Source organism: Pseudomonas sp. PS01270 (assembly GCF_029959775.1).
Classification (GTDB): Bacteria; Pseudomonadota; Gammaproteobacteria; order Pseudomonadales; family Pseudomonadaceae; genus Aquipseudomonas; species Aquipseudomonas atacamensis.
Map to the genome: position 1 here is coordinate 27,092 of NZ_JASCPT010000012.1, position 18,094 is coordinate 45,185.

At 63.4% G+C, this 18,094-nt stretch carries 14 protein-coding genes; 1 reads left to right on the forward strand and 13 read right to left on the reverse strand.

What is annotated here, in order from left to right; genetic code table 11:
- Positions 1-75: 75 nt before the first annotated feature.
- Positions 76-693, reverse strand: coding sequence for a hemolysin III family protein (locus QMX86_RS06535; RefSeq protein WP_039757573.1), 618 nt, complete (start codon positions 691-693; stop codon positions 76-78).
- A 141-nt stretch (positions 694-834) separates the two neighbouring features.
- On the opposite strand from QMX86_RS06535, the gene QMX86_RS06540 reads away from it, so the two are divergent.
- On the forward strand, positions 835-1,755 hold the full coding sequence (locus QMX86_RS06540) for a LysR substrate-binding domain-containing protein (protein ID WP_024014641.1): 921 nt from the start codon (positions 835-837) through the stop codon (positions 1,753-1,755).
- Between the two features lie 117 nt (positions 1,756-1,872).
- Here QMX86_RS06540 and madM read toward each other — a convergent pair whose 3' ends face one another.
- The 12 genes from madM to QMX86_RS06600 all read right to left on the reverse strand — a co-directional run bounded on the left by madM (position 1,873) and on the right by QMX86_RS06600 (position 17,977).
- Positions 1,873-2,637 (reverse strand): malonate transporter subunit MadM, encoded by a 765-nt coding sequence (gene madM / locus QMX86_RS06545; protein ID WP_024014642.1) that lies wholly within the window; start codon positions 2,635-2,637, stop codon positions 1,873-1,875.
- Between the two features lie 5 nt (positions 2,638-2,642).
- Entirely contained in the window at positions 2,643-3,035 is a 393-nt protein-coding gene (madL, locus tag QMX86_RS06550) for a malonate transporter subunit MadL (protein ID WP_016772756.1), read from the reverse strand.
- Positions 3,036-3,102: 67 nt separating this feature from the next.
- Complete coding sequence (gene mdcH / locus QMX86_RS06555) at positions 3,103-4,023, reverse strand: malonate decarboxylase subunit epsilon (RefSeq protein WP_282387142.1); 921 nt, start codon at positions 4,021-4,023, stop codon at positions 3,103-3,105.
- Complete coding sequence (locus tag QMX86_RS06560; protein WP_282387144.1) at positions 4,020-4,640, reverse strand: malonate decarboxylase holo-ACP synthase; 621 nt, start codon at positions 4,638-4,640, stop codon at positions 4,020-4,022. The genes mdcH and QMX86_RS06560 overlap by 4 nt, the downstream gene beginning before the upstream one ends.
- Entirely contained in the window at positions 4,634-5,419 is a 786-nt protein-coding gene (gene mdcE / locus QMX86_RS06565) for a biotin-independent malonate decarboxylase subunit gamma (protein WP_110603647.1), read from the reverse strand. Before mdcE ends, QMX86_RS06560 begins: the two co-directional genes overlap by 7 nt.
- Positions 5,416-6,267, reverse strand: a complete 852-nt coding sequence (locus QMX86_RS06570) for a biotin-independent malonate decarboxylase subunit beta (RefSeq protein WP_282387147.1) — start codon at positions 6,265-6,267, stop codon at positions 5,416-5,418. Before QMX86_RS06570 ends, mdcE begins: the two co-directional genes overlap by 4 nt.
- Positions 6,260-6,559 (reverse strand): malonate decarboxylase subunit delta, encoded by a 300-nt coding sequence (locus tag QMX86_RS06575; protein ID WP_039757560.1) that lies wholly within the window; start codon positions 6,557-6,559, stop codon positions 6,260-6,262. Before QMX86_RS06575 ends, QMX86_RS06570 begins: the two co-directional genes overlap by 8 nt.
- A complete protein-coding gene (locus QMX86_RS06580) occupies positions 6,559-7,416 on the reverse strand; it encodes a triphosphoribosyl-dephospho-CoA synthase (protein ID WP_282387149.1) in 858 nt (285 codons plus the stop codon). The genes QMX86_RS06575 and QMX86_RS06580 overlap by 1 nt, the downstream gene beginning before the upstream one ends.
- Entirely contained in the window at positions 7,416-9,086 is a 1,671-nt protein-coding gene (gene mdcA / locus QMX86_RS06585; RefSeq protein ID WP_016772750.1) for a malonate decarboxylase subunit alpha, read from the reverse strand. Before mdcA ends, QMX86_RS06580 begins: the two co-directional genes overlap by 1 nt.
- Positions 9,087-9,544: 458 nt before the next feature.
- Positions 9,545-10,015 carry a chemotaxis protein CheW gene (locus QMX86_RS06590; RefSeq protein ID WP_076564430.1) on the reverse strand — a complete coding sequence of 157 codons (471 nt, stop codon included), beginning with the start codon at positions 10,013-10,015 and terminating at the stop codon, positions 9,545-9,547.
- Entirely contained in the window at positions 10,008-15,917 is a 5,910-nt protein-coding gene (locus QMX86_RS06595) for an Hpt domain-containing protein (protein WP_282383853.1), read from the reverse strand. The genes QMX86_RS06590 and QMX86_RS06595 overlap by 8 nt, the downstream gene beginning before the upstream one ends.
- A gap of 11 nt (positions 15,918-15,928) precedes the next feature.
- On the reverse strand, positions 15,929-17,977 hold the full coding sequence (locus QMX86_RS06600) for a methyl-accepting chemotaxis protein (RefSeq protein ID WP_016772746.1): 2,049 nt from the start codon (positions 17,975-17,977) through the stop codon (positions 15,929-15,931).
- Positions 17,978-18,094: the final 117 nt, after the last annotated feature.

The window sequence follows — 18,094 nt, forward strand, 5'->3', positions numbered from 1 at the left end:
CGTCCCGAACAGCGTGACGCAGAGCGTCACAGGAGGCGTTACCACGCAGAGCGTGGGAACGATCAGTCAGCCGGGCTACAGGACGTAAAACAGAATCGCCACAAAATGCAGCAAGCTCCCGGCAATCACGAACAGATGCCAGATGCCATGGGCATGCCGCAGCCGGTGATCGAGGGCAAAAAAGATAATCCCCACCGTATACAACACCCCGCCCGATGCCAGCCAGGCAAACCCCGCTGTGCCCAGAGCGGCGATCAGCGGTTTGACCGCGACCAGCACGATCCAGCCCATCACCGCGTAAATCACGATCGACAGAATCCGTGCCTCGGAGCGCGGTTTGATCTCTTGCAGGATGCCGATCAGCGCCAGCCCCCAGACAATCCCGAACAGCGTCCAGCCCCACGGCCCGCGTAACGTCACCAGACAGAACGGCGTGTAGCTGCCGGCGATCAGCAGGTAGATCGAGAAATGATCGACCTTCTTCATGATCGCTTTCTTGCGCCCGCGCACGCTGTGGTACACGGTCGAGGCGCTGTAGAGCACCAGCAAGGTGAAGGCGTAGATCGCCACGCTGACGATCTTCCAAGGACTGCCGTCGAGGCTGGCAATCACCAGCATCCATACGCCGCCGATAAACGCGGCGATGGCTCCGACCAGATGGGTCCAGGCGTTGAGTTTTTCCCCGTGATACATGTGTCGCATACCTCGTAGTCACTACCGCAAGCGCGCAAGGCTCGGGCCTTGAGCGTAAAAGCGCAATGTTTCTGTTCAACCTCGCCTGCGCGGCACGCGGGAATTGGGCACAATCGGCCGATACCAAAAAGAGTCCGCGCCATGCTGATCGACGAAGAATTGACCCTGAAAAAACTCGAGGTGTTCCTCGCCTTCATGCGCACCGGCAACCTCGCCCGCGCTGCCGCCGAACTGCAGACCAGCAACGTCAGCGTGCACCGCGCCATTCACTCTTTGGAAAATGCCCTGCGCTGCCCGCTGTTCAAACACGAAGGGCGCAACCTGACGCCGCTGGAAAGCGCTTATGTGCTGGAAGAACGTGCGCAGAAGCTGATCAACGACGTCGTCGACAGCGTGCGTCTGACCCGCGAAGCCGCCGGGTTCTCCGCCGAGCGTTTCAAGCTCGGCTCGCTGTATTCGCTGACGGTGAAGACCGTGCCGCAGCTGATCATGGGCCTGAAGATCCGCCGCAGCGAACTCAACATCGACCTGATCCTCGGCTCGAACATCGACCTGCTCTACAAGCTGAAAAACATGGAAGTCGACGCGATTCTGGTGTCGCTGGACGACAGCATCAACGATCCGGATTGCGAGCAGATTGCGCTGTTTTCCGACGACATCTTCCTCGCCACCCCGGCCGATTCAAAATTCGCTCAGCGCAGTGAAGTCGATCTGGCGGAAGTGCGTGATGAAACCTTCATCACCCTGACCCAGGGCTTCGCCACGCATCAGGACGGTGTGCGGGTGTTCAAGCAAGCGGGATTCGAGCCGAAGGTGGCAATGCAGGTCAATGACATCTTCACCCTGCTGAGCATGGTCAGCTCGGGGGTGGGTTATGCGTTGCTGCCGGGGCGGATTGCGGCGGTGTACGAGAACCGGGTGAAGCTCATCCCGTTGCAGGAGAAGTACCGCTTGCAACAGCACATTGGCGTGGTGTTTCTGAAGGCCAAGGAGCGTGATCCGAATTTGCTGGCGTTGCTGGCGGAGTGTCGGATGTATGCCAATCGCCAGGCCAGCTCATGATCGTTCCCACGCTCTGCGTGGGAATGCCTCAATGGACGCTCTGCGTCCGCTTTGGGACGCGGAGCGTCCCGGGCTGCATTCCCACGCAGAGCGTGGGAACGATCAATATCAGCTCGATCAGCCCATCAACCCGCGCATCGCCAGAAACAGCAGCGAAGGCCCCAGCAGACATCCAAGCGCGGTGTAGAACGCCGCCGTCAGGCAACCGTACGGCACCAGCTTCGGATCGGTGGCCGCGAGGCCTCCGGCAACACCGCTGGAGGTGCCCATCAAACCACCGAAAATCACCGCGCTGCGCGGGTTGTTCAGGCCGATCATCGGTGCCACGAACGGTGTCATCACCATCACCAGAATCGCCTTGATCAGCCCCGCCGCAATCGACAGCGCCATCACCTCGGAACTGGCGCCGATCGCCGCGCCGGTCACCGGGCCGACAATGTAGGTCACCGCACCGGCGCCAATGGTGGTCAGGCTCACCGCATCGGTGTAGCCGAACGCCATCGCCACGCCGACCCCGGCGACGAACGAGGTGCCAACGCCGACAAACAGCGCCAGCACACCGACGAGTCCGGCGCGTTTGAGTTCATCGACACTCACCCCAAACGCCGTCGCCACAATCGCGAAATCCCGCAGCATCGCACCGCCGAGCAGGCCGATGCCGGACAGCAGCGGAATATCCACCACGCCTTTTTGCCCACCGGTGAGTGCGCCGCCGATATACGACAGCACCAGCCCGAGCAGAATGGCGATCGCCGAACCGTGCAGGCGGCCCTTGGTGAAGGTGTTGGACATCCAGTAGGACACCCACATGGTCAGGCCGACAATCAAAAAGCCGCTGATCAGACCGTAGCCGGTGATCACTTTCATCATTGATTCGTACATGGCGATTACCCCGCAGTCTTGGCAGGAGCAATCGGTGTCTCTTGCTTGTTGCCCATGCGCGTCAGCACCGGCACCAGGGCAAAAGCGATCACTACGGCGAGGGTGCCGGCAAGAATTGCCATCGGCCCGCCCTTCAGCGCACCGTAGACATTCTGCTGCGCGGCCATGGCGACCACGATGGGAATGTAGATCGCGCTCCAGAACTCCACGCCCTGCTCGGTCTTGCCCTTGAGCCAGCCGCTCTTGTAGAGATAGCTGCCCAGGCCGATCAGCAGCAGCATCGCAATACCGACGCCGCCGACGTTGGCCGGCACGCCGATCAGCTTGCCGAGCAATTCACCGACCCAGATCCCGACCAGCGTGCAAAAGGCGAGAAACGCCACACCGTAAATAATCATTGTTGTAGTCCTCAAAGTGCATCGTCGAATGTTGTTTTTGTTGTTCGAAGCTTGAGTCGCGGCGGTTTTAGAGTTGGCGGCCACCCTCCTCGCGCAACAGCGCTTGCAGGGTATCGAGGCGGGCACTGTCGAAGGCAGTGACGGTGCCCTGCTCGAACACCCGGCGCGCCAGCCCGGTCAGCACCGCACCGGGCGGCAGTTCGATCTGTAGACGTACGCCGCGCTCGTAGGCGCTTTGCACGGTGCCGCGCCAGTCCACCACGCGGCACATGTTGAAAGCGAGGTCGTCACGCAGCGCTTCGACTTTGCTCACAGGGCGGGCGCGGCTGCCGCTTAGATAGCCGATCCGTGGCGTTTTAAGTTCGACCCTGGCGAAGGCCTCGGCGAGCTCCTGCGCCGGTTTTTCCAGCAACGGGCAGTGCGACGGCACGCTCACCGCCAGCCGTTTCGCCACTCCGGCGCCGCGACTGCGCGCCAGTTCGGCCACCGCTTGCATGGCCTTGTCGCCGCCGGCGACGACCACTTGGTTATCGGCGTTGATGTTGGCCAGATACACCGGCGAATCTTCGCTGTGCACCTGGGCCAGCAGGGTTTCGACTGTGGACAACTGCAAGCCGATGACCGCGGTCATGCCGTAGCCCTGTGGATAAGCCTGCTGCATCAGCTCACCGCGCAGGCTGACCAGATGCAGCGCATCGCTGAAACTCAAGGCTCCCGCCACCACTGCTGCCGGGTAGGCGCCGATGGACAGGCCGGCGACGTAATCCGCAGTCAGTCCATCCTGCAACAACTGCCGCGAAGCAGCGACACCGGCGATCAGCAGGCACAGCTGCACCGCTCTGGTCGTGCGCAATGCCTCGGCTGAATCCAGCAGCGCAACATCTTCGCCCAGCACATCACTGGCCTCGACCAGCGTTTCCCTTGGCAAACGCTGGAGCATGCCCGCTTGCTGCGCGCCCTGGCCGGGAAACACCAACAGGCTGCTCACGCTGCCTGCTCATGCGGGTGCCACGGATTCGTCACCAATGCAGCCTGATGCGCATTTTTCAGCAGCACTCGGGCCGAACCGCTGGCCCATTCCCGCAAGGCCACAGCGCCGAATGGGGTCTGCAATTGCATGTCGACCCGGCACACAGCCTGATCGAAAAGCTCCACGAGTTTGCAGGCCTGATTGCGCGTGATCATCTGCGGCGCACGCAGAATCAGATCGAGATCACTGGCCGCGTGCATCGCTGCAAAACCACTGGCCAATTCAAACCCGACACTGCCGCTGACACCCCAGACCCAACCGCAGTCATCGAGTATCGGCCGCAGTTGTTTGAGCGCCTGCATCACCGGCAGATCTCGCTCGCACTCAACCTGACAAAGGGCTTCGGGACTGACCCGACAGGCAATCGAATCCAGCGGCATAAACGTCGCCAGCCGCTGCTCGCGCAACACACCACGAACGCCGACCGCGACCAGACCTTCCTCGCTCAAGGCCCGGCGCACCACCACCGGTTGCCCAACCGCCAGCGCCGCGATCGCCCACGCTGGCGCATCCGCCGGCAAGTGCGCCGGGGTCATGCCCCAGAGCAGATCGTGGGCCAGGGGCAGGTTCACCACTGCGCCCTCAGCAATTCGCGGACTTTGCTGGAGGCGGCACGATTGCTCGCACCAAGGCGCCCTTTCAAATCAGTGCTGGTCACATCGCTGATCGCTTGCTTCAGGCACTCAGTCACGCGCGTCAGATCTTCCTCTGTCGGCTGTTCAATCTGCTGCACCGAGAGGGTTTCCCAGAGCAGGCCGAGGCTGGCGTAGCTGTCGATGTCATAGGCCATCGGCGGCACGCTGGCGGCCAGCGCTTCCAGTTCCTCGACACTGCGCAAGGTGACCCGCGCCGCCGAGGCTTTGCCCATCGCGTGGACCATCACGCCGGGATCACGCAGCGCGATCAGGCGATTGGCCTGATAACCGTGGGCGAGAAATGCACCCGACATGGCCTTGCCCACCAGCAGCGCAATCACCGGATGCCCGGCCAGACGCGCACGGGCATAACCGTCCGCCGCGCCGGCCAGGGCCTGATGAATGCCGAGGGCTTCTTCGCGGCGGCCATACGCCTGGCTCGGCACATCGACTATGGCAATGATCGGGCGCTTCTGCGCGCTGTCGCGGTCGGCGCTGATCGCGTCATCCACAGCCTTGGCCAGCCCCCAGCCTTCGAGCAGACCGACCTCGCCATTGCGGGCGCGGGGAAAACGATTGTCCGGGTCGGCGACCACGGCGATAAAGCGGCCGAGCTCGGCGTCGGCGACTTTCAACGACGGCGGCAAACCTTCGACGACACTGGCGCCAGCGCTGAGCGCATTGAACCAGTGCAAACCGCGCAATGAATAACCGCTCATGAGCGCTCTCCTTGATACAGATCGCGAACCACCGACGGTTCGATTTGCAGGTCAGTGTTCAGCTTGCCGAGGCGTTGCAGGAACCACTCGGCGCGTTGACTGCGCGGCTGTGCCGGCAGGCCTTGCTGGAGCAGTTGGCCGACCTGCTGACGAATCTGCGCTACATCATCGGCGACATAACGATCCACCAGACCACTGTGGAAACGCTGTTCGCCGCCGGTCAGGCTCCAGATGAAGTGCCGGTCGCGGGAGTCGTATTCCTCGATCCCGGCTTCCTGCTCGATCACTTGCGGGCCGTTCAGACCGAGGCGTGCTTCCTGGGTCACCAGCAAATAACTGCACAACGCTGCGGCGATCGACATGCCGCCGAAGCAACCGACACTGCCGGCGACCACGCCGACCACCGGTTGGTATTGCTGCAAATCGACAATCGCCGCATGGATATCGGCAATCGCCGCCAGACCGAGATTGGCCTCCTGCAAGCGCACGCCGCCGGTTTCCAGCAGCAATACGGCGCGGGTGGGGATGCCGTTGCGGTTGTCTTCGGCAGCCAGTTCCAGCGCACCGGCAATCTTCGCCCCGCCGACTTCACCAAGGCTGCCGCCCTGGAACGCACCTTCAATCGCCGCGATGACCACCGGCAAACCGTCGAGGCTGCCCTTGGCGATGATCACCCCGTCGTCGGCTTGCGGCACCACACCTTGGCGCTCAAGCCATGGCGACATGACCCGTTGAAAGGGATCGAGCAGTTCGCGAAAGGTCCCGATGTCGAGCAAGGCTTGCGCCCGCTGCCGCGCGCCGAGTTCGACGAAGCTGTGTTTGTTGAGCAACGCTGCGCTGTCAGTCATGGCCGATCTCCTCGAAACCCTGTTCCAGACGCAAGCGCACCACCCCCGGCGTCGCGCCGAAATCGTGGATATCGATGGCCATCGCCGGCGGCGTGGTGCCGTCGAACATCCGCGCAAACAGGTGCTGCCAGCGCTGCTGCGCGCCGTTGACCGAGGTCTGCACGTTGATCGTCAGTTTGCCGGCCAGACCCGGTTCGATCAGCACTTCCAGATCACCCGAACCAACACAACCGACCAGCGCACGCCCGCGTGGCGGCTGCCCGGCGGGGAATTCAAACGATAGGTTTTCCATCAAAACGCTCCATGAGAGATGCCGTCGTGCTCGATACGATCAAGCAGCAGCGTGGCGGCGAGCAGGTCGGCGGCGCCACCGGGCGAGGCATTCAATGCGATGAGTTGTTGATCCAGTTCGTGCAGGCGGCGACGACCGCTGAGGCTGGCGCTGCCACCGGCATCGAGCACCGCTTGCGCGCCGGCCTGCATGGCGTGCAGGCCCGTTTCCCCGGCGCGGTAGAGCACGCAGGTGTCGGCCAGCTCGGTCATGATCGCCAGCAACGCATCGAGCCGGGCGTTCTGTTCGCCGTGGCCGTTGGCGCGGCTTTTGTGCAGTTGCGGCAGGCCCCGTTGCAGCACGGACGGAAAGCCCAGTTGCGCTTCCTCGCGAGCACCGCGTGCGCCGTAACGCTGGGCGACTTGTGCGCCGTGGCTGAGCGGTGTCGGTGCGTAGCGGTCGTCGAGCAGTGCCAGGCGGGCGGCGCACAGGGCGATGGATTTCGGTTGCAGCGCGGCGGCCGTCACCAACAGTCCCAACGCCCAGATCGCGCCGCGATGGGTGTTGACGCCATTGGTGGTCACGAGCATCGCTTGTTCGCCCTCGCGGCCGATGCGGCCGATCGCTTCGCGCAACGGCACACCGACTTCACCGATTTCCAGTGCGGCCTCGGCCATTTCCTTGAATGCCGGCCACAATGCCAGCGCCGACGCGTGCATCAGGCCCAGGTGCAGATCGGTGTGTGCGCCATTGCCGCGACGGTCGACCAGCGCCGGTTTCGGCGACAGATCGGCTTCGTCGATCAACGCGTCCACTGCCAGATCGGCCAAGCGGTCAGCCAGGGACAGCGGTTTCGCTTGCAGGTTGAATGCGTGCATTACCAGCTCCTGAATTTGGCGGGCGGGTTGTACAGGCCGCCGGACCACTCGACCAGATCGGCGACGCTTTTCGCCGCGAGCAATTCGCGCGTGGCGTCAGTGCGGCGGATGCCGAGGTCTTCCGGCAGGGCGATCAGGCCCTCGCGGCGCATGCGTTCGGTGTCTTTCGGGTTGTGTCGCAGGCCGATGGCGGTAACCCCGGCAACCGCTGCGATCATCGCCTGGCGCTCTTCCAGCGAGCGCGCCTTGTACAGGTAGGCGATGCCTTCTTCGGTGAGCAGGTGGGTAACGTCGTCGCCGTAGATCATGATCGGCGCCAGCGGCATGCCGCTTTTCTTCGCCACCTCCACGGCGTCGAGGGTTTCGACGAAGGTCGGTTTGCCGCCCTCCTGGAAGGTCTCGACCATTTGCACCACGAGTTTCTTGCCACGTTCGAGCATCGGTTGCGGCCCATCGGCGTGGCGCATGTCCAGCCACGCCGGAGTGCCGTGACGGCGGCCGCGCGGGTCGTGACCCATGTTCGGCGCACCACCGAAACCGGCGAGACGGCCTCGGGTGACGGTCGAGGAATGGCCGTCGCCGTCAACTTGCAGCGTCGCGCCGATGAACAGGTCCACCGCGTATTGCCCGGCGAGTTGGCAGACCATGCGGTTGGAGCGCAGCGAGCCGTCGCGGCCAGTGAAGAACACATCCGGCCGAGCGGCGATGTAGTTTTCCATGCCCAGTTCGGTACCGAAGCAATGCACGCTCTCGACCCAGCCGCTTTCAATCGCCGGAATCAGCGTCGGGTGCGGATTGAGCGTCCAGTTGCGGCAGATCTTGCCTTTCAGGCCGAGGGATTCGCCGTAGGTCGGCAGGATCAGTTCGATGGCGGCAGTGTTGAAACCAATGCCGTGGTTGAGCGACTGCACGTTGTGTTTTTCGTAGATCCCGCGAATCGCCATCATCGCCATCAACACGTGCACAGGCTTGATGTGGCGCGGGTCGCGGGTGAACAGCGGTTCGATGTAGAACGGCTTGTCCGCCACCACGACGAAATCGACCCACGACGCGGGAATGTCCACGCGGGGCAGTTCGCTGACGTCATCGACCAACTGGTTGACCTGGACGATGACGATGCCGTCGCTGAACGCCGCTGGTTCGATCAGTGCCGGGGTGTCTTCGGTACTGGGGCCGGTGTAGATGTTACCGGCGCGGTCGGCCATGAAACCGGCCGAGAGCACAACGTTGGGGATCAGGTCCACGACGAGGCGGGCGTAGAGTTCGATGTAGGTGTGAATGGCGCCGACTTCGAGCAAGCCATCTTCGAGCAACTGGCTGATGCGCAGGCTCTGGGTGCCGGCGAAGGAGAAATCGAGCTTGCGGGCAATGCCACGTTCGAACAGATCAAGGTGCTCGGAGCGGCCGACGCTGGGCATGATCATGTGCAGATCGTGGAGCTTGGCCGGGTCGGCCTTGGCCAGTGAACGCGAGAGGAAATCCGCCTGCTTCTGGTTGTTGCCTTCCAGTACCACACGGTCGCCGGGATGGATCAGCGCTTCGAGCGCGGCGACGATTTTGTCGCTGGGCAGCACCGCACCATCGGCGAGCCCGCGCACCTTGTCGAGCCGGCGCTGCTTCTCGTCACGCCGCCGCGTCCAGCGCGAGTCGGGGGAAATTGTTGTTGTCATGCTCACTCCACGGGTTCGCTGTCGTGGAGCCAAGTTAGGCGTGTGTGGTGAGGGCATCAATCAAGCTGGGTGGTGAATCATTACGCTGAGCGTAACGGACAAGCTGAAGCCCCTGTAGAACCTATTGATCGTTCCCACGCTCCGCGTGGGAATGCAGCCCGGGACGCTCCGCGTCCCTTCCAAAGCCGAACGCGGAGCGTCCGTTGCGGCATTCCCACGCGGAGCGTGGGAACGATCGAATGCATTCCAATTGTGGGAGCGAGCCTGCTCGCGAATCGTAGGCTGGTGCGGCGTAACACTGGGCGTCTTTAAACACAGGCGTGGCTTGATGTTGATCGTTCCTACGCTCTGCGTGGGAATGCCTCCACGGACGCTCCGCGTTCGGCTCTTAATGGGACGCGGAGCGTCCCGGGCTGCATTCCTTTGCTGCGCGTGGGAACGATCAGTCAAGCCTTGGATCAGCGGGCCAATCCCGCCTCCACCAACAACTTCTCCAGCCCCAACAAATCCGGCACCTTCGCCACCTGCTCGCCCACCTGCACCGCCGCCTGTTCCAGCGCACACAACGGCACATCGACATAACTCAACTGACTGTCGAGCTTGTACGACCGAGGAATCCCTTGCACCAACAGGGCGATGAATCTCAGCTCGGGCAAGCCGCCCAGCGCATTCAGAATCACGATCCGCGCCCGTTCGCCGATGACGATTTTCTGCCCGCAGGCCGATTCGAAACTGATCAGCGGAATCTGCCGCTCACGCCACGTTACCCGGCCCAGGTACCACGGCGGCGTGTCGAGGTCGAAGGCGCTGGCCTGGTAGTCGATCAGCTCGGCGATGGCGACATTCGGCAGGATCAGGTTGCGATCGGCCAGCGGCAGCAGCAGCCCGGTGAGCTGGCTGGTGCGCGGGTTATGCCGGTGCTCATGCATGTTTCTTGCTCCACTGGGCGATGCTCTCCAGCAACACCGATTCCTGATACGGCTTGCCGAGGTAGTCGTTGACGCCGATGGCCATGGCGCGGTCGCGGTGTTTCTGCCCGGTGCGCGAGGTGATCATGATGATCGGCAAGTGGCACAGGCGTTCGTCGGCGCGCACTTGGGTGGCGACTTCGAAGCCGTCCATGCGCGGCATTTCGATGTCGAGCAGCATAAGGTCGGGCATGTGCTCTTCGAGCAACAGCATCGCATCGACACCGTCCTTGGCGGTCAGCACGTTCATGCCGTGACGTTCGAGCAAACGGCTGGTGACCTTGCGCACCGTCACCGAGTCATCGACGACCATGATCAGCAGCGGCTTGTGCGGCTCGCTGTCGATCTCCGTGGCCTTCGGTTCCTGCGCCAGCCGCGCCTGCATCGCCCGGATCGGTGCGAGCAGATCCAGAATCAGCACCACCCGGCCATCGCCGAGAATCGTCGCCCCCGACACGCCCTGCACCGCCGCGAATTGCGGGCCGAGGCTCTTGACCACGATCTCGCGGGTGCCGGCCATGGCGTCGACCAGCACCGCAATGTGGCGGTCGTTGCAATGCACCAGCAGCACGGGCAACGGCAGGTTCTGCCCGAGCAGTTTTGGCCGTGGCACAGTCTTCAACAGCTCGCCGATATAACACAGCTCATAACGCTGGCCGGCGTATTGATAACTCGGCGGATCCTGACGGAAGTGCCCTTCCAGATCATTCGGCAACACGCGCACGATGCCTTCGATGGTGTTCAGCGGGATCGCGTACTGATCCTCAGCGCACTGCACCATCAGCGCGCGGTTGACCGACACGGTGAACGGCAGGCGAATGCGGAAATGCACGCCCTGCCCCGGCACCGAATCGATGCTCATGCTGCCGCCGAGTTGGCGCACTTCTTCGTGGACCACGTCCATGCCGACGCCACGCCCGGAAATCTGGGTGATCTTTTCCGCCGTGGAGAAACCCGGCTGGAGAATGAACTGCAACACATCGCGGTCGCTGATCTCGGCGTCGGGCGCCAGCAGACCGCGCTTGATCGCCTTGCGCCGCACGGCTTCCAATGGCACACCGGCGCCGTCATCGCGGATGTCGAAAACCATGTCGCCGCCCTCGCGGGACAGATCGAGGGTGATCTGCCCTTGCGCCGGTTTACCCGCCGCCAGCCGCACCTCGGTGGATTCCAGGCCATGGTCGACGGCATTGCGCAGCATGTGTTCCAGCGGCGCGGCCATACGCTCCAGCACGTTGCGATCCATCTCGCCATCAGCGTTGCCGACGACGAATGCGACATCCTTGCCCAGCTCTTCGGCGACCTGCCGCACGATGCGTTTCAGACGCGGCACCATGCGTTCGAACGGCACCATGCGCGTGCGCATCAGGCCTTCCTGCAATTCGGTGTTGATCCGCCCCTGTTGCTGCAACAGGTTCTCCGCATCGTGGTTGCGGCGGTCGAGGGTTTCCTTGAGGTCGAGCAGGTCCGAGGCGGATTCGAACAGCGCCCGCGACAATTGCTGCAACTGCGAATGGCGATCCATTTCCAGCGGATCGAAATCTTCGTAACCGAGGCGTTCGCCATCGACTTGCTGGCGGCTGAGAATGCGCCCCTGGGTTTCGGTGTCGAGGCGGCGCAACTGATCGCGCATACGCTCGATGGTGGTTTCCATCTCGTTGAGGGCAATCTGCGCATCGTTGACCTGCTGCTCGATCCGTCCACGAAAGATCGAGGTTTCCCCGGCCAGATTGACCAGTTCATCAAGCAGCTCGGACGAGACCTTGACCATGTCCGCGCCAGCATCGGCGCTCGGCGGCGCGGCCTCGGGCTTGATGACTGGAGCCGGCGCCGGCGGCGCTTCAACCTGCGCCGGATGGCTGAAATTCTGGATCGCGCTGATCAGCCGATCGGCCGGCGGGCACGGTTGCCCGGCGCGCACGCCATCGAGCATTTGCGCCAGTCGGTCATGGCCGCGCTGCACCAGCGCGAACAGTTCGGCGGATGGTTGCAGCGCACCGGTGGAAAGACTTTCGTAGAGAAATTCCAGCTCATGGGCGAGGTCGCCGATCGGGCCGATTTCGACCATCCGCGCGCCGCCCTTGAGGGTGTGCAGATCGCGCAGCAGGGTTTCGATTTCCTGCCGGTTGCCCGGCTCGGCCTGCCAGCGCAACAGCGCGGCGCCGGAGCTTTCGATGATGTCGAAACCTTCTTCGAGGAAGATCTCCAGCAACTCCGGATCATGCCCGGCGTTGTCGTGTTCGACCGCTGCGGGGGCAGATTCGCTGGCGGCCTGGCCCTGACGCAACTGACGGATCGCGTCGATCAGATCCTGCGCCGGGGTGGGCGCTTGATGCGCTTGCAGTTGCTCCAGCATCAGCGCCAACCGCTCATGACTGTGCTGCAACAAACCTTCGAGCGCGGCGCTGTGGTTGTAGCGCCGATCGACCAGCCCTTCGTAGAGGTTTTCCAGTTCCTGGGCAAGGTCGCCGACGGCCTCGACCTCGGCCATGCGCGCGCCGCCCTTCAGCGTGTGCAAGTCGCGCTGCAATGACGACAGCGGCGCGGCGTTGTCCGGATCCTTGCGCCAGCGCTGCAAGGCTTGCCCGGCGCTGTCGAGAATGTCCACCGCCTCTTCGAGGAAGATTTCGACGATTTCGTCGTCCGGCTCGAGGGCGGCAACCGATTGCTGCAATTGCGCGGTGGCGCTGCCCAGCTCGCGAATGTCCAGGGTGCGACTGCCGTCGCTGCGGATCAGGCCCATCGACGCCGGGTCGAGGCCTTCGTCGAGCAGTTCCTGCAAGGCACGAATCCGCTCCGGTTGCGCGGTGATTTCCTGGCCGGCAGCGAGTTCGTCGAGCATGTTGATCAGCGCTTCGTGGGCCAGTTGCGCTTCGTGGAAAAACCGCTCGCTGACCGCCAGGCTGCTTTCTTCCACCGCGCCATACAGGTCGAGCAAGGCTTCGCACAAGCCATCGACCGCCTGCAGATCGGCCAGATGCGCACCTTCGCCCAGAGTGGTCAGCTCATCGAGCAAGGCGCTGAGTTCCTGGCGCTCGCCGGGGTGCTGCTGCCAGCGCTGCAAAAGGTTTTCGGCGTCGAGGAGGATGTCCATGCCCTGGGCGAGGAAGTTGTTGATCAGCTGCGGATCGCGCTTGAGGCGCAGGCCGCTGTCAGCGCCATCGGTGCTGGCTTGCAGGCGCTCGGCGAGCAGCGCCTCGGTGCGTTTGATCAGCGACTGCGCACCGACAATCGGCGCCAGCGGATCGTGTTTGAGCTGGCGCAGGCCGACGCGGAACAAGCCCTCGGCTTCGAGCAGCAGTTCGACCTCGTCCAGATCCAGCGGCAACTGATGCGCCTTGAACTCGCGGGCCAGTTGATCCAGCGAAGCCGCCAGTTCGGCCATCGGCAATACGCCGGCCATCGAGGCACTGCCCTTGAGCGTGTGCAGCGCCCGTTGCAGTTCGTCGCTGGCCGGCAACGGCACCTGTTCGGCGGCCTGATCGAGGAAACGGTTGAGGCTGGCGAGGTGGGTTTCGGCTTCTTTGCGGAAGATTTCCAGCAGCAGCGGATCAAGCGCGGCGACGTCGTCGGTGTCTTCGGCAGCCAGCGGCTCATCGCCTTTGGCCAACGCGTGGGCGCGGGCGGCGAGTTGGTCGACATCGTTGCGCTGGCGCTGACGCTGGGTGGCAAATTCGTTGATCAGCTCGGGCAGCAGCAACAGCGTGTCGCCGAGCAACTGACGCAGCACTGCGCCGGGCTCGACGCTTTGTTCGAGCACGCGGTTGAGCCGGTTTTCCACGGCCCAGGCCAGCTCGCCAAGGACCAACGCGCGGACCATGCGCCCGCTGCCCTTCAAGGTATGGAAAGCCCGGCGCAGTTCGGTCAGCGCGGCGCGGTCCTGGGGATTGGCGGTCCAGCGCGGCAGGTATTCGTGGAGGACTGCGAGAACTTCGTCGGTCTCCTCGAGGAACACTTCGCGCAGCTCATCGTCGACCGGTTCTTCATCGGCCGGCGGCGGCATCAGGCTGTCGGGGCTGTTGCGCGCCGGCGGGTTGAGCGCCGACAGCGGGCTGGCCAGCACTTCGGCCAGCGACTGCACGACGTCAGGGTCGTCGAGGGTTTGCAGATCCTGCATGAGCTGCGCTTCGCTGGGGCTGAGCACCTCATCGAGCACCGGCACTTGCGCTTCGCCGGGCTGCTCGTTGGCGAAGAAGCCGAGGCTGGCAAGGCTGTTTTGCGCGACATCGAGCAGATGCTCGGCGGGCGCCTGCGGGTCGTCGCTCAGGCGTTCGAGGTAATACTCCAGGCTGCTGATCACATCGGCCAGATGATCGAGTTGTTCCCAGCCCGGTTCGTGGGCATCGAGCATCAAATGCTCGCGAATGAAACCGTTGCAGGCCTCGACCAGACTCGCTGCGCGGGCCAGCGGAATCATCGCCAGCGCGCCACGCACCTGAGTCAACAGTTCGGGCAGCGGTTGCAGATGCTCGCGGTCCCAATCGGCGTCGATGTAGTCGACGATCATGTCCTTGGCCTGTTGCAGGCAGATGCGCGCTTCCTTGATCACGATCTGATGGATCTGCGTCAGGTCGGTGGTCGGCAGGCGCGCGTCTTCGGCGCTTTGCGTCTCCACCGTGCCGACCATGCCGGCCAGCGTCGCTTCGACGTAGAGCAAGGCCCCGGCGACGTCCATGAGAATCGCGTCGTTCGGTTCGCGCTGGCCCTGAGCGAGGCTGAGCACCACCGCCAGTTGGTCGATGATGACCTTGCGCGGCTGGCCGAAACCCAGCACCGCGAGGGTGTCGGCGATCTGTCGCAGCGGCGCGAGCAGGCTGTCCAGATCCGAAGCGTGCTGGCGGTCACTGCGCACGAACAGATCGAGGCGCTCCTTGACCCGCACCAGCTCTTCGCACAGCGCCGCCAGCACCGAGCGCATGGCATCGCGGTCGGGGCCGGCGAGGCGCGCGCGTTCTTCATCGACCATCGCGCTGTCGGGCAACGCGTCGTCCAGGGAGTAGTGATCTTTCATGGTCAGCATCTGCCCGGTGGGATGTTCGGCTTTGGCAATATAGAACAACAGGCTTTTCAGCAGCTCGGCCGGAGCCGGCTGGTTGAGCCCGACGATGCCCTGCTCGAGCAGGCGCTTGAGCTCTTGGTCGGCGTCCTTGAACAGGCTGCGCAGCGCCGGACTGTTGGCGATGACGCCCTCGCGCATGCCCTCGACCAACGCCGAGGCGACCTGCCACAACGGGCTCAACGGCGCATCGCCGCTCAGTGCTTCGAGACGGCTGAAGACTTTGGCCAGATAGCCAAGGTGCGTCTGGTCGTCCTGTTCGCGCAGCAGACCGACCAGAGCCATTTGCAGCATCTGCCGCAGTTTTCGCAGCACGTTCGGCAGATCGGGCGGTTCCAGCGCGGCGAGTGCCGCGTCGCCGAGCGGCGCCAGCTCGGGCAGTGGCGGGCTGAACAGGCTGGTTTCCGCCAGCAGGCTTTCACCGCGAGCGCTACGCAGATCGTTGATCAGCGGCAACACCACCAGCGGCAGGTCGCGGCGGGCGCTCTGCACGCGGTCAAGGTAAAGCGGCAGTTGCCCCAGGGCTTGCAGCAGCAGGTGCAAGGCCTCGTCGCGGTGTGGCACGCGTTGATGTTGCAGGGCTTCGACCAGATGCTCCATTTCTTCGGCGAGCAACGCTGCGCCGTAGAACTCGACCATTTGCAGACTGCCGTGGACCTGATGAATGTACGCCAGGCACTCGTCCAGACCGGGAAAGGCCTGCGGATCGTCGAGCACGGCTTCGATCGCCTGATGCGCCAGCTTCAGCGTTTCGGCAATTTCGCCCTTGACCCATTCCAGGGCCACGTAGTCGTGCCGATCACCCATAACCACTCCACTCACGCTTTATCTGTCGCCGCCGGCAAGGTGAAACCGGACACCGAACGGCGCAACTGACTGGCCATTTTCGCCAGGTTGCCGATGCTCTCGGCGGTGGCCGTGGACCCCGACGAAGTCTGCGAGGTGATCTGCTGGATCACGTTCATCGTCAGCGAGATCTGCCCGGCCGAAGAGGTCTGCTGCTGCGCCGCGTTGGAAATGCTCTGGATCAGCGCGGCGAGGGTCTTGGACACGCCTTCGATTTCTTCCAGGGCCACACCGGCATCCTGCGCCAGTCGCGCGCCGCGCACCACTTCGGTGGTGGTCTGCTCCATGGAAATCACCGCTTCGTTGGTGTCGGCCTGAATCGCTCGCACCAGGGTTTCGATCTGCCGGGTCGCGGCGGACGAACGTTCGGCCAGGCGCTGCACTTCGTCGGCAACCACGGCAAAACCGCGCCCGGCGTCGCCGGCCATCGATGCCTGGATCGCCGCGTTGAGGGCGAGGATGTTGGTCTGGTCGGCGATGTCGTCGATCAGGCTGACGATGTCGCCGATTTCCTGGGACGACTCGCCGAGGCGTTTGATGCGCTTGGCGGTGTCCTGAATCTGTTCGCGAATGTTGTCCATGCCGTGGATGGTGTTGTGCACCACTTCGTTACCCTTGTTGGCGATTTCCACGGAACGCTCGGCCACCGCCGACGATTCGGCAGCGTTGGCCGAGACCTGATCGATGGACTCGGCCATGTCGCTGATCGCCGTCGAAGCTTCGGAAATCTGCTGGGCCTGTTGCTCCGAGGCTTGGGCCAGATGCATGGCGGTGGCCTGGGTTTCCTGCACGGCGGCGGCAACCTGGCCGGCGGTGAGGTTGATGGTGGCGACCAGATCGCGCAATTGGTCGACGGAATAGTTGATCGAGTCGGCGATGGTGCCGGTGAAGTCTTCGGTCACCGAGGCGGTCACGGTGAGGTCGCCATCGGCGAGGTCTTCGATTTCGTCGAGCAGGCGCATGATCGCGTTCTGGTTGCGCTCGTTCTTCTCGGCAGTTTCGCGCAACTGGCGATTGGTTTCGCGGACCATGACCAGACCGATGAGGATGATCGAGGCCAGCGCCAGCAAGCCCAACACATAGCCGCCAATGGTGTCGGTGTTGCGCCCGCCGGCCAGATGCTCGAAACCTGTAGCAAGGTGCGAGGCTTCGTCGAGCAGGGTTTGCGACAGGGTGAAGATGTTGCTCGCCGATTCGCGGACCTTGAACAGCTCTGGCGAGGTTTCGAGGATTTCGTCCACCGAGCCGGAAACGAACTGGAACAGCTCGGAGATTTCGCTCAAACGCGCACGGGCGTCGCGGTCTTCGACCTGGCTGATTTTCAGCGCCGGGTTGCCCTGCAACATGCCGTTGAGCACCAGACCGAAACGCGCGGCATCACGACCAAACGCGTCGGCGGCCTGCTGCGAGTTTTCGTCACCGGCGAGCACGGTGTTGACTGCGCCAAGAATGCGCTCAGCCAACAGCGATTGCCGTTGCGCCATCGCCACCTGCGCCGCCGGGGCGCCGCGCTGGAGCAGGATTTCCACGACTTTTTCGTATTCGATCTGCAACTGCGGCACGGTTTCGGCCAGCGTTGCGGCGACCTGATGCAGCGACAGCACGGTCTGTTCGCTGGTGAGGATCGCGTCGGTGTTTTTCAGCAGGCGTTCCCAGTCCATCTGCACCGCGCGCATTTCCGGGCGCACGGCAACGGGTGCCGGTGGCAGGCCGGTGTTCGGGTCACCCTTTTTCAGGTAACCCCAGCGCTGGGCGAAATCGTTGCGCGCATCGCTGAGCAATTTGAAGGCGGCCGCCTTGCCCGCCGCCGCTTCGGTGGCGTTCTTGGCAATGCGTTGCGAGAGCACGCGCAGTTCGCCGGCATGGCCGATGTACTGCTTGTCGTAGTTCGCCTGGGTGTTGAGGTACGCGAAGTTGGCGAACAGCAGCATGATGAACACGATCAGTGCGATAAACAGCACAATGATCTGTGCGCGACTGCGCGATGCTTCTGCCGACTTGCCTGTTTTTGCTTTTGTCATCGGTCCTCGCCTTAACCCACACCTTTGAGGCCTGCTGCAATCCCTGTGGGAGGCAACCTCATGATGAAGAAATTTTGTGGCGAGGGGATTTATCCCCGATGGGTCGCGCAGCGGCCC

Coding starts and splice junctions, on each gene's coding strand:
- QMX86_RS06535 (WP_039757573.1), bottom strand. CDS start 693: ATGTATCACGGGGAAAAACTCAACGCCTGGACCCATCTGGTCGGAGCC.
- QMX86_RS06540 (WP_024014641.1), top strand. CDS start 835: ATGCTGATCGACGAAGAATTGACCCTGAAAAAACTCGAGGTGTTCCTC.
- madM (WP_024014642.1), bottom strand. CDS start 2,637: ATGTACGAATCAATGATGAAAGTGATCACCGGCTACGGTCTGATCAGC.
- madL (WP_016772756.1), bottom strand. CDS start 3,035: ATGATTATTTACGGTGTGGCGTTTCTCGCCTTTTGCACGCTGGTCGGG.
- mdcE (WP_110603647.1), bottom strand. CDS start 5,419: ATGAGCGGTTATTCATTGCGCGGTTTGCACTGGTTCAATGCGCTCAGC.
- QMX86_RS06570 (WP_282387147.1), bottom strand. CDS start 6,267: ATGACTGACAGCGCAGCGTTGCTCAACAAACACAGCTTCGTCGAACTC.
- QMX86_RS06575 (WP_039757560.1), bottom strand. CDS start 6,559: ATGGAAAACCTATCGTTTGAATTCCCCGCCGGGCAGCCGCCACGCGGG.
- QMX86_RS06580 (WP_282387149.1), bottom strand. CDS start 7,416: ATGCACGCATTCAACCTGCAAGCGAAACCGCTGTCCCTGGCTGACCGC.
- mdcA (WP_016772750.1), bottom strand. CDS start 9,086: ATGACAACAACAATTTCCCCCGACTCGCGCTGGACGCGGCGGCGTGAC.
- QMX86_RS06590 (WP_076564430.1), bottom strand. CDS start 10,015: ATGCATGAGCACCGGCATAACCCGCGCACCAGCCAGCTCACCGGGCTG.
- QMX86_RS06595 (WP_282383853.1), bottom strand. CDS start 15,917: ATGGGTGATCGGCACGACTACGTGGCCCTGGAATGGGTCAAGGGCGAA.
- QMX86_RS06600 (WP_016772746.1), bottom strand. CDS start 17,977: ATGACAAAAGCAAAAACAGGCAAGTCGGCAGAAGCATCGCGCAGTCGC.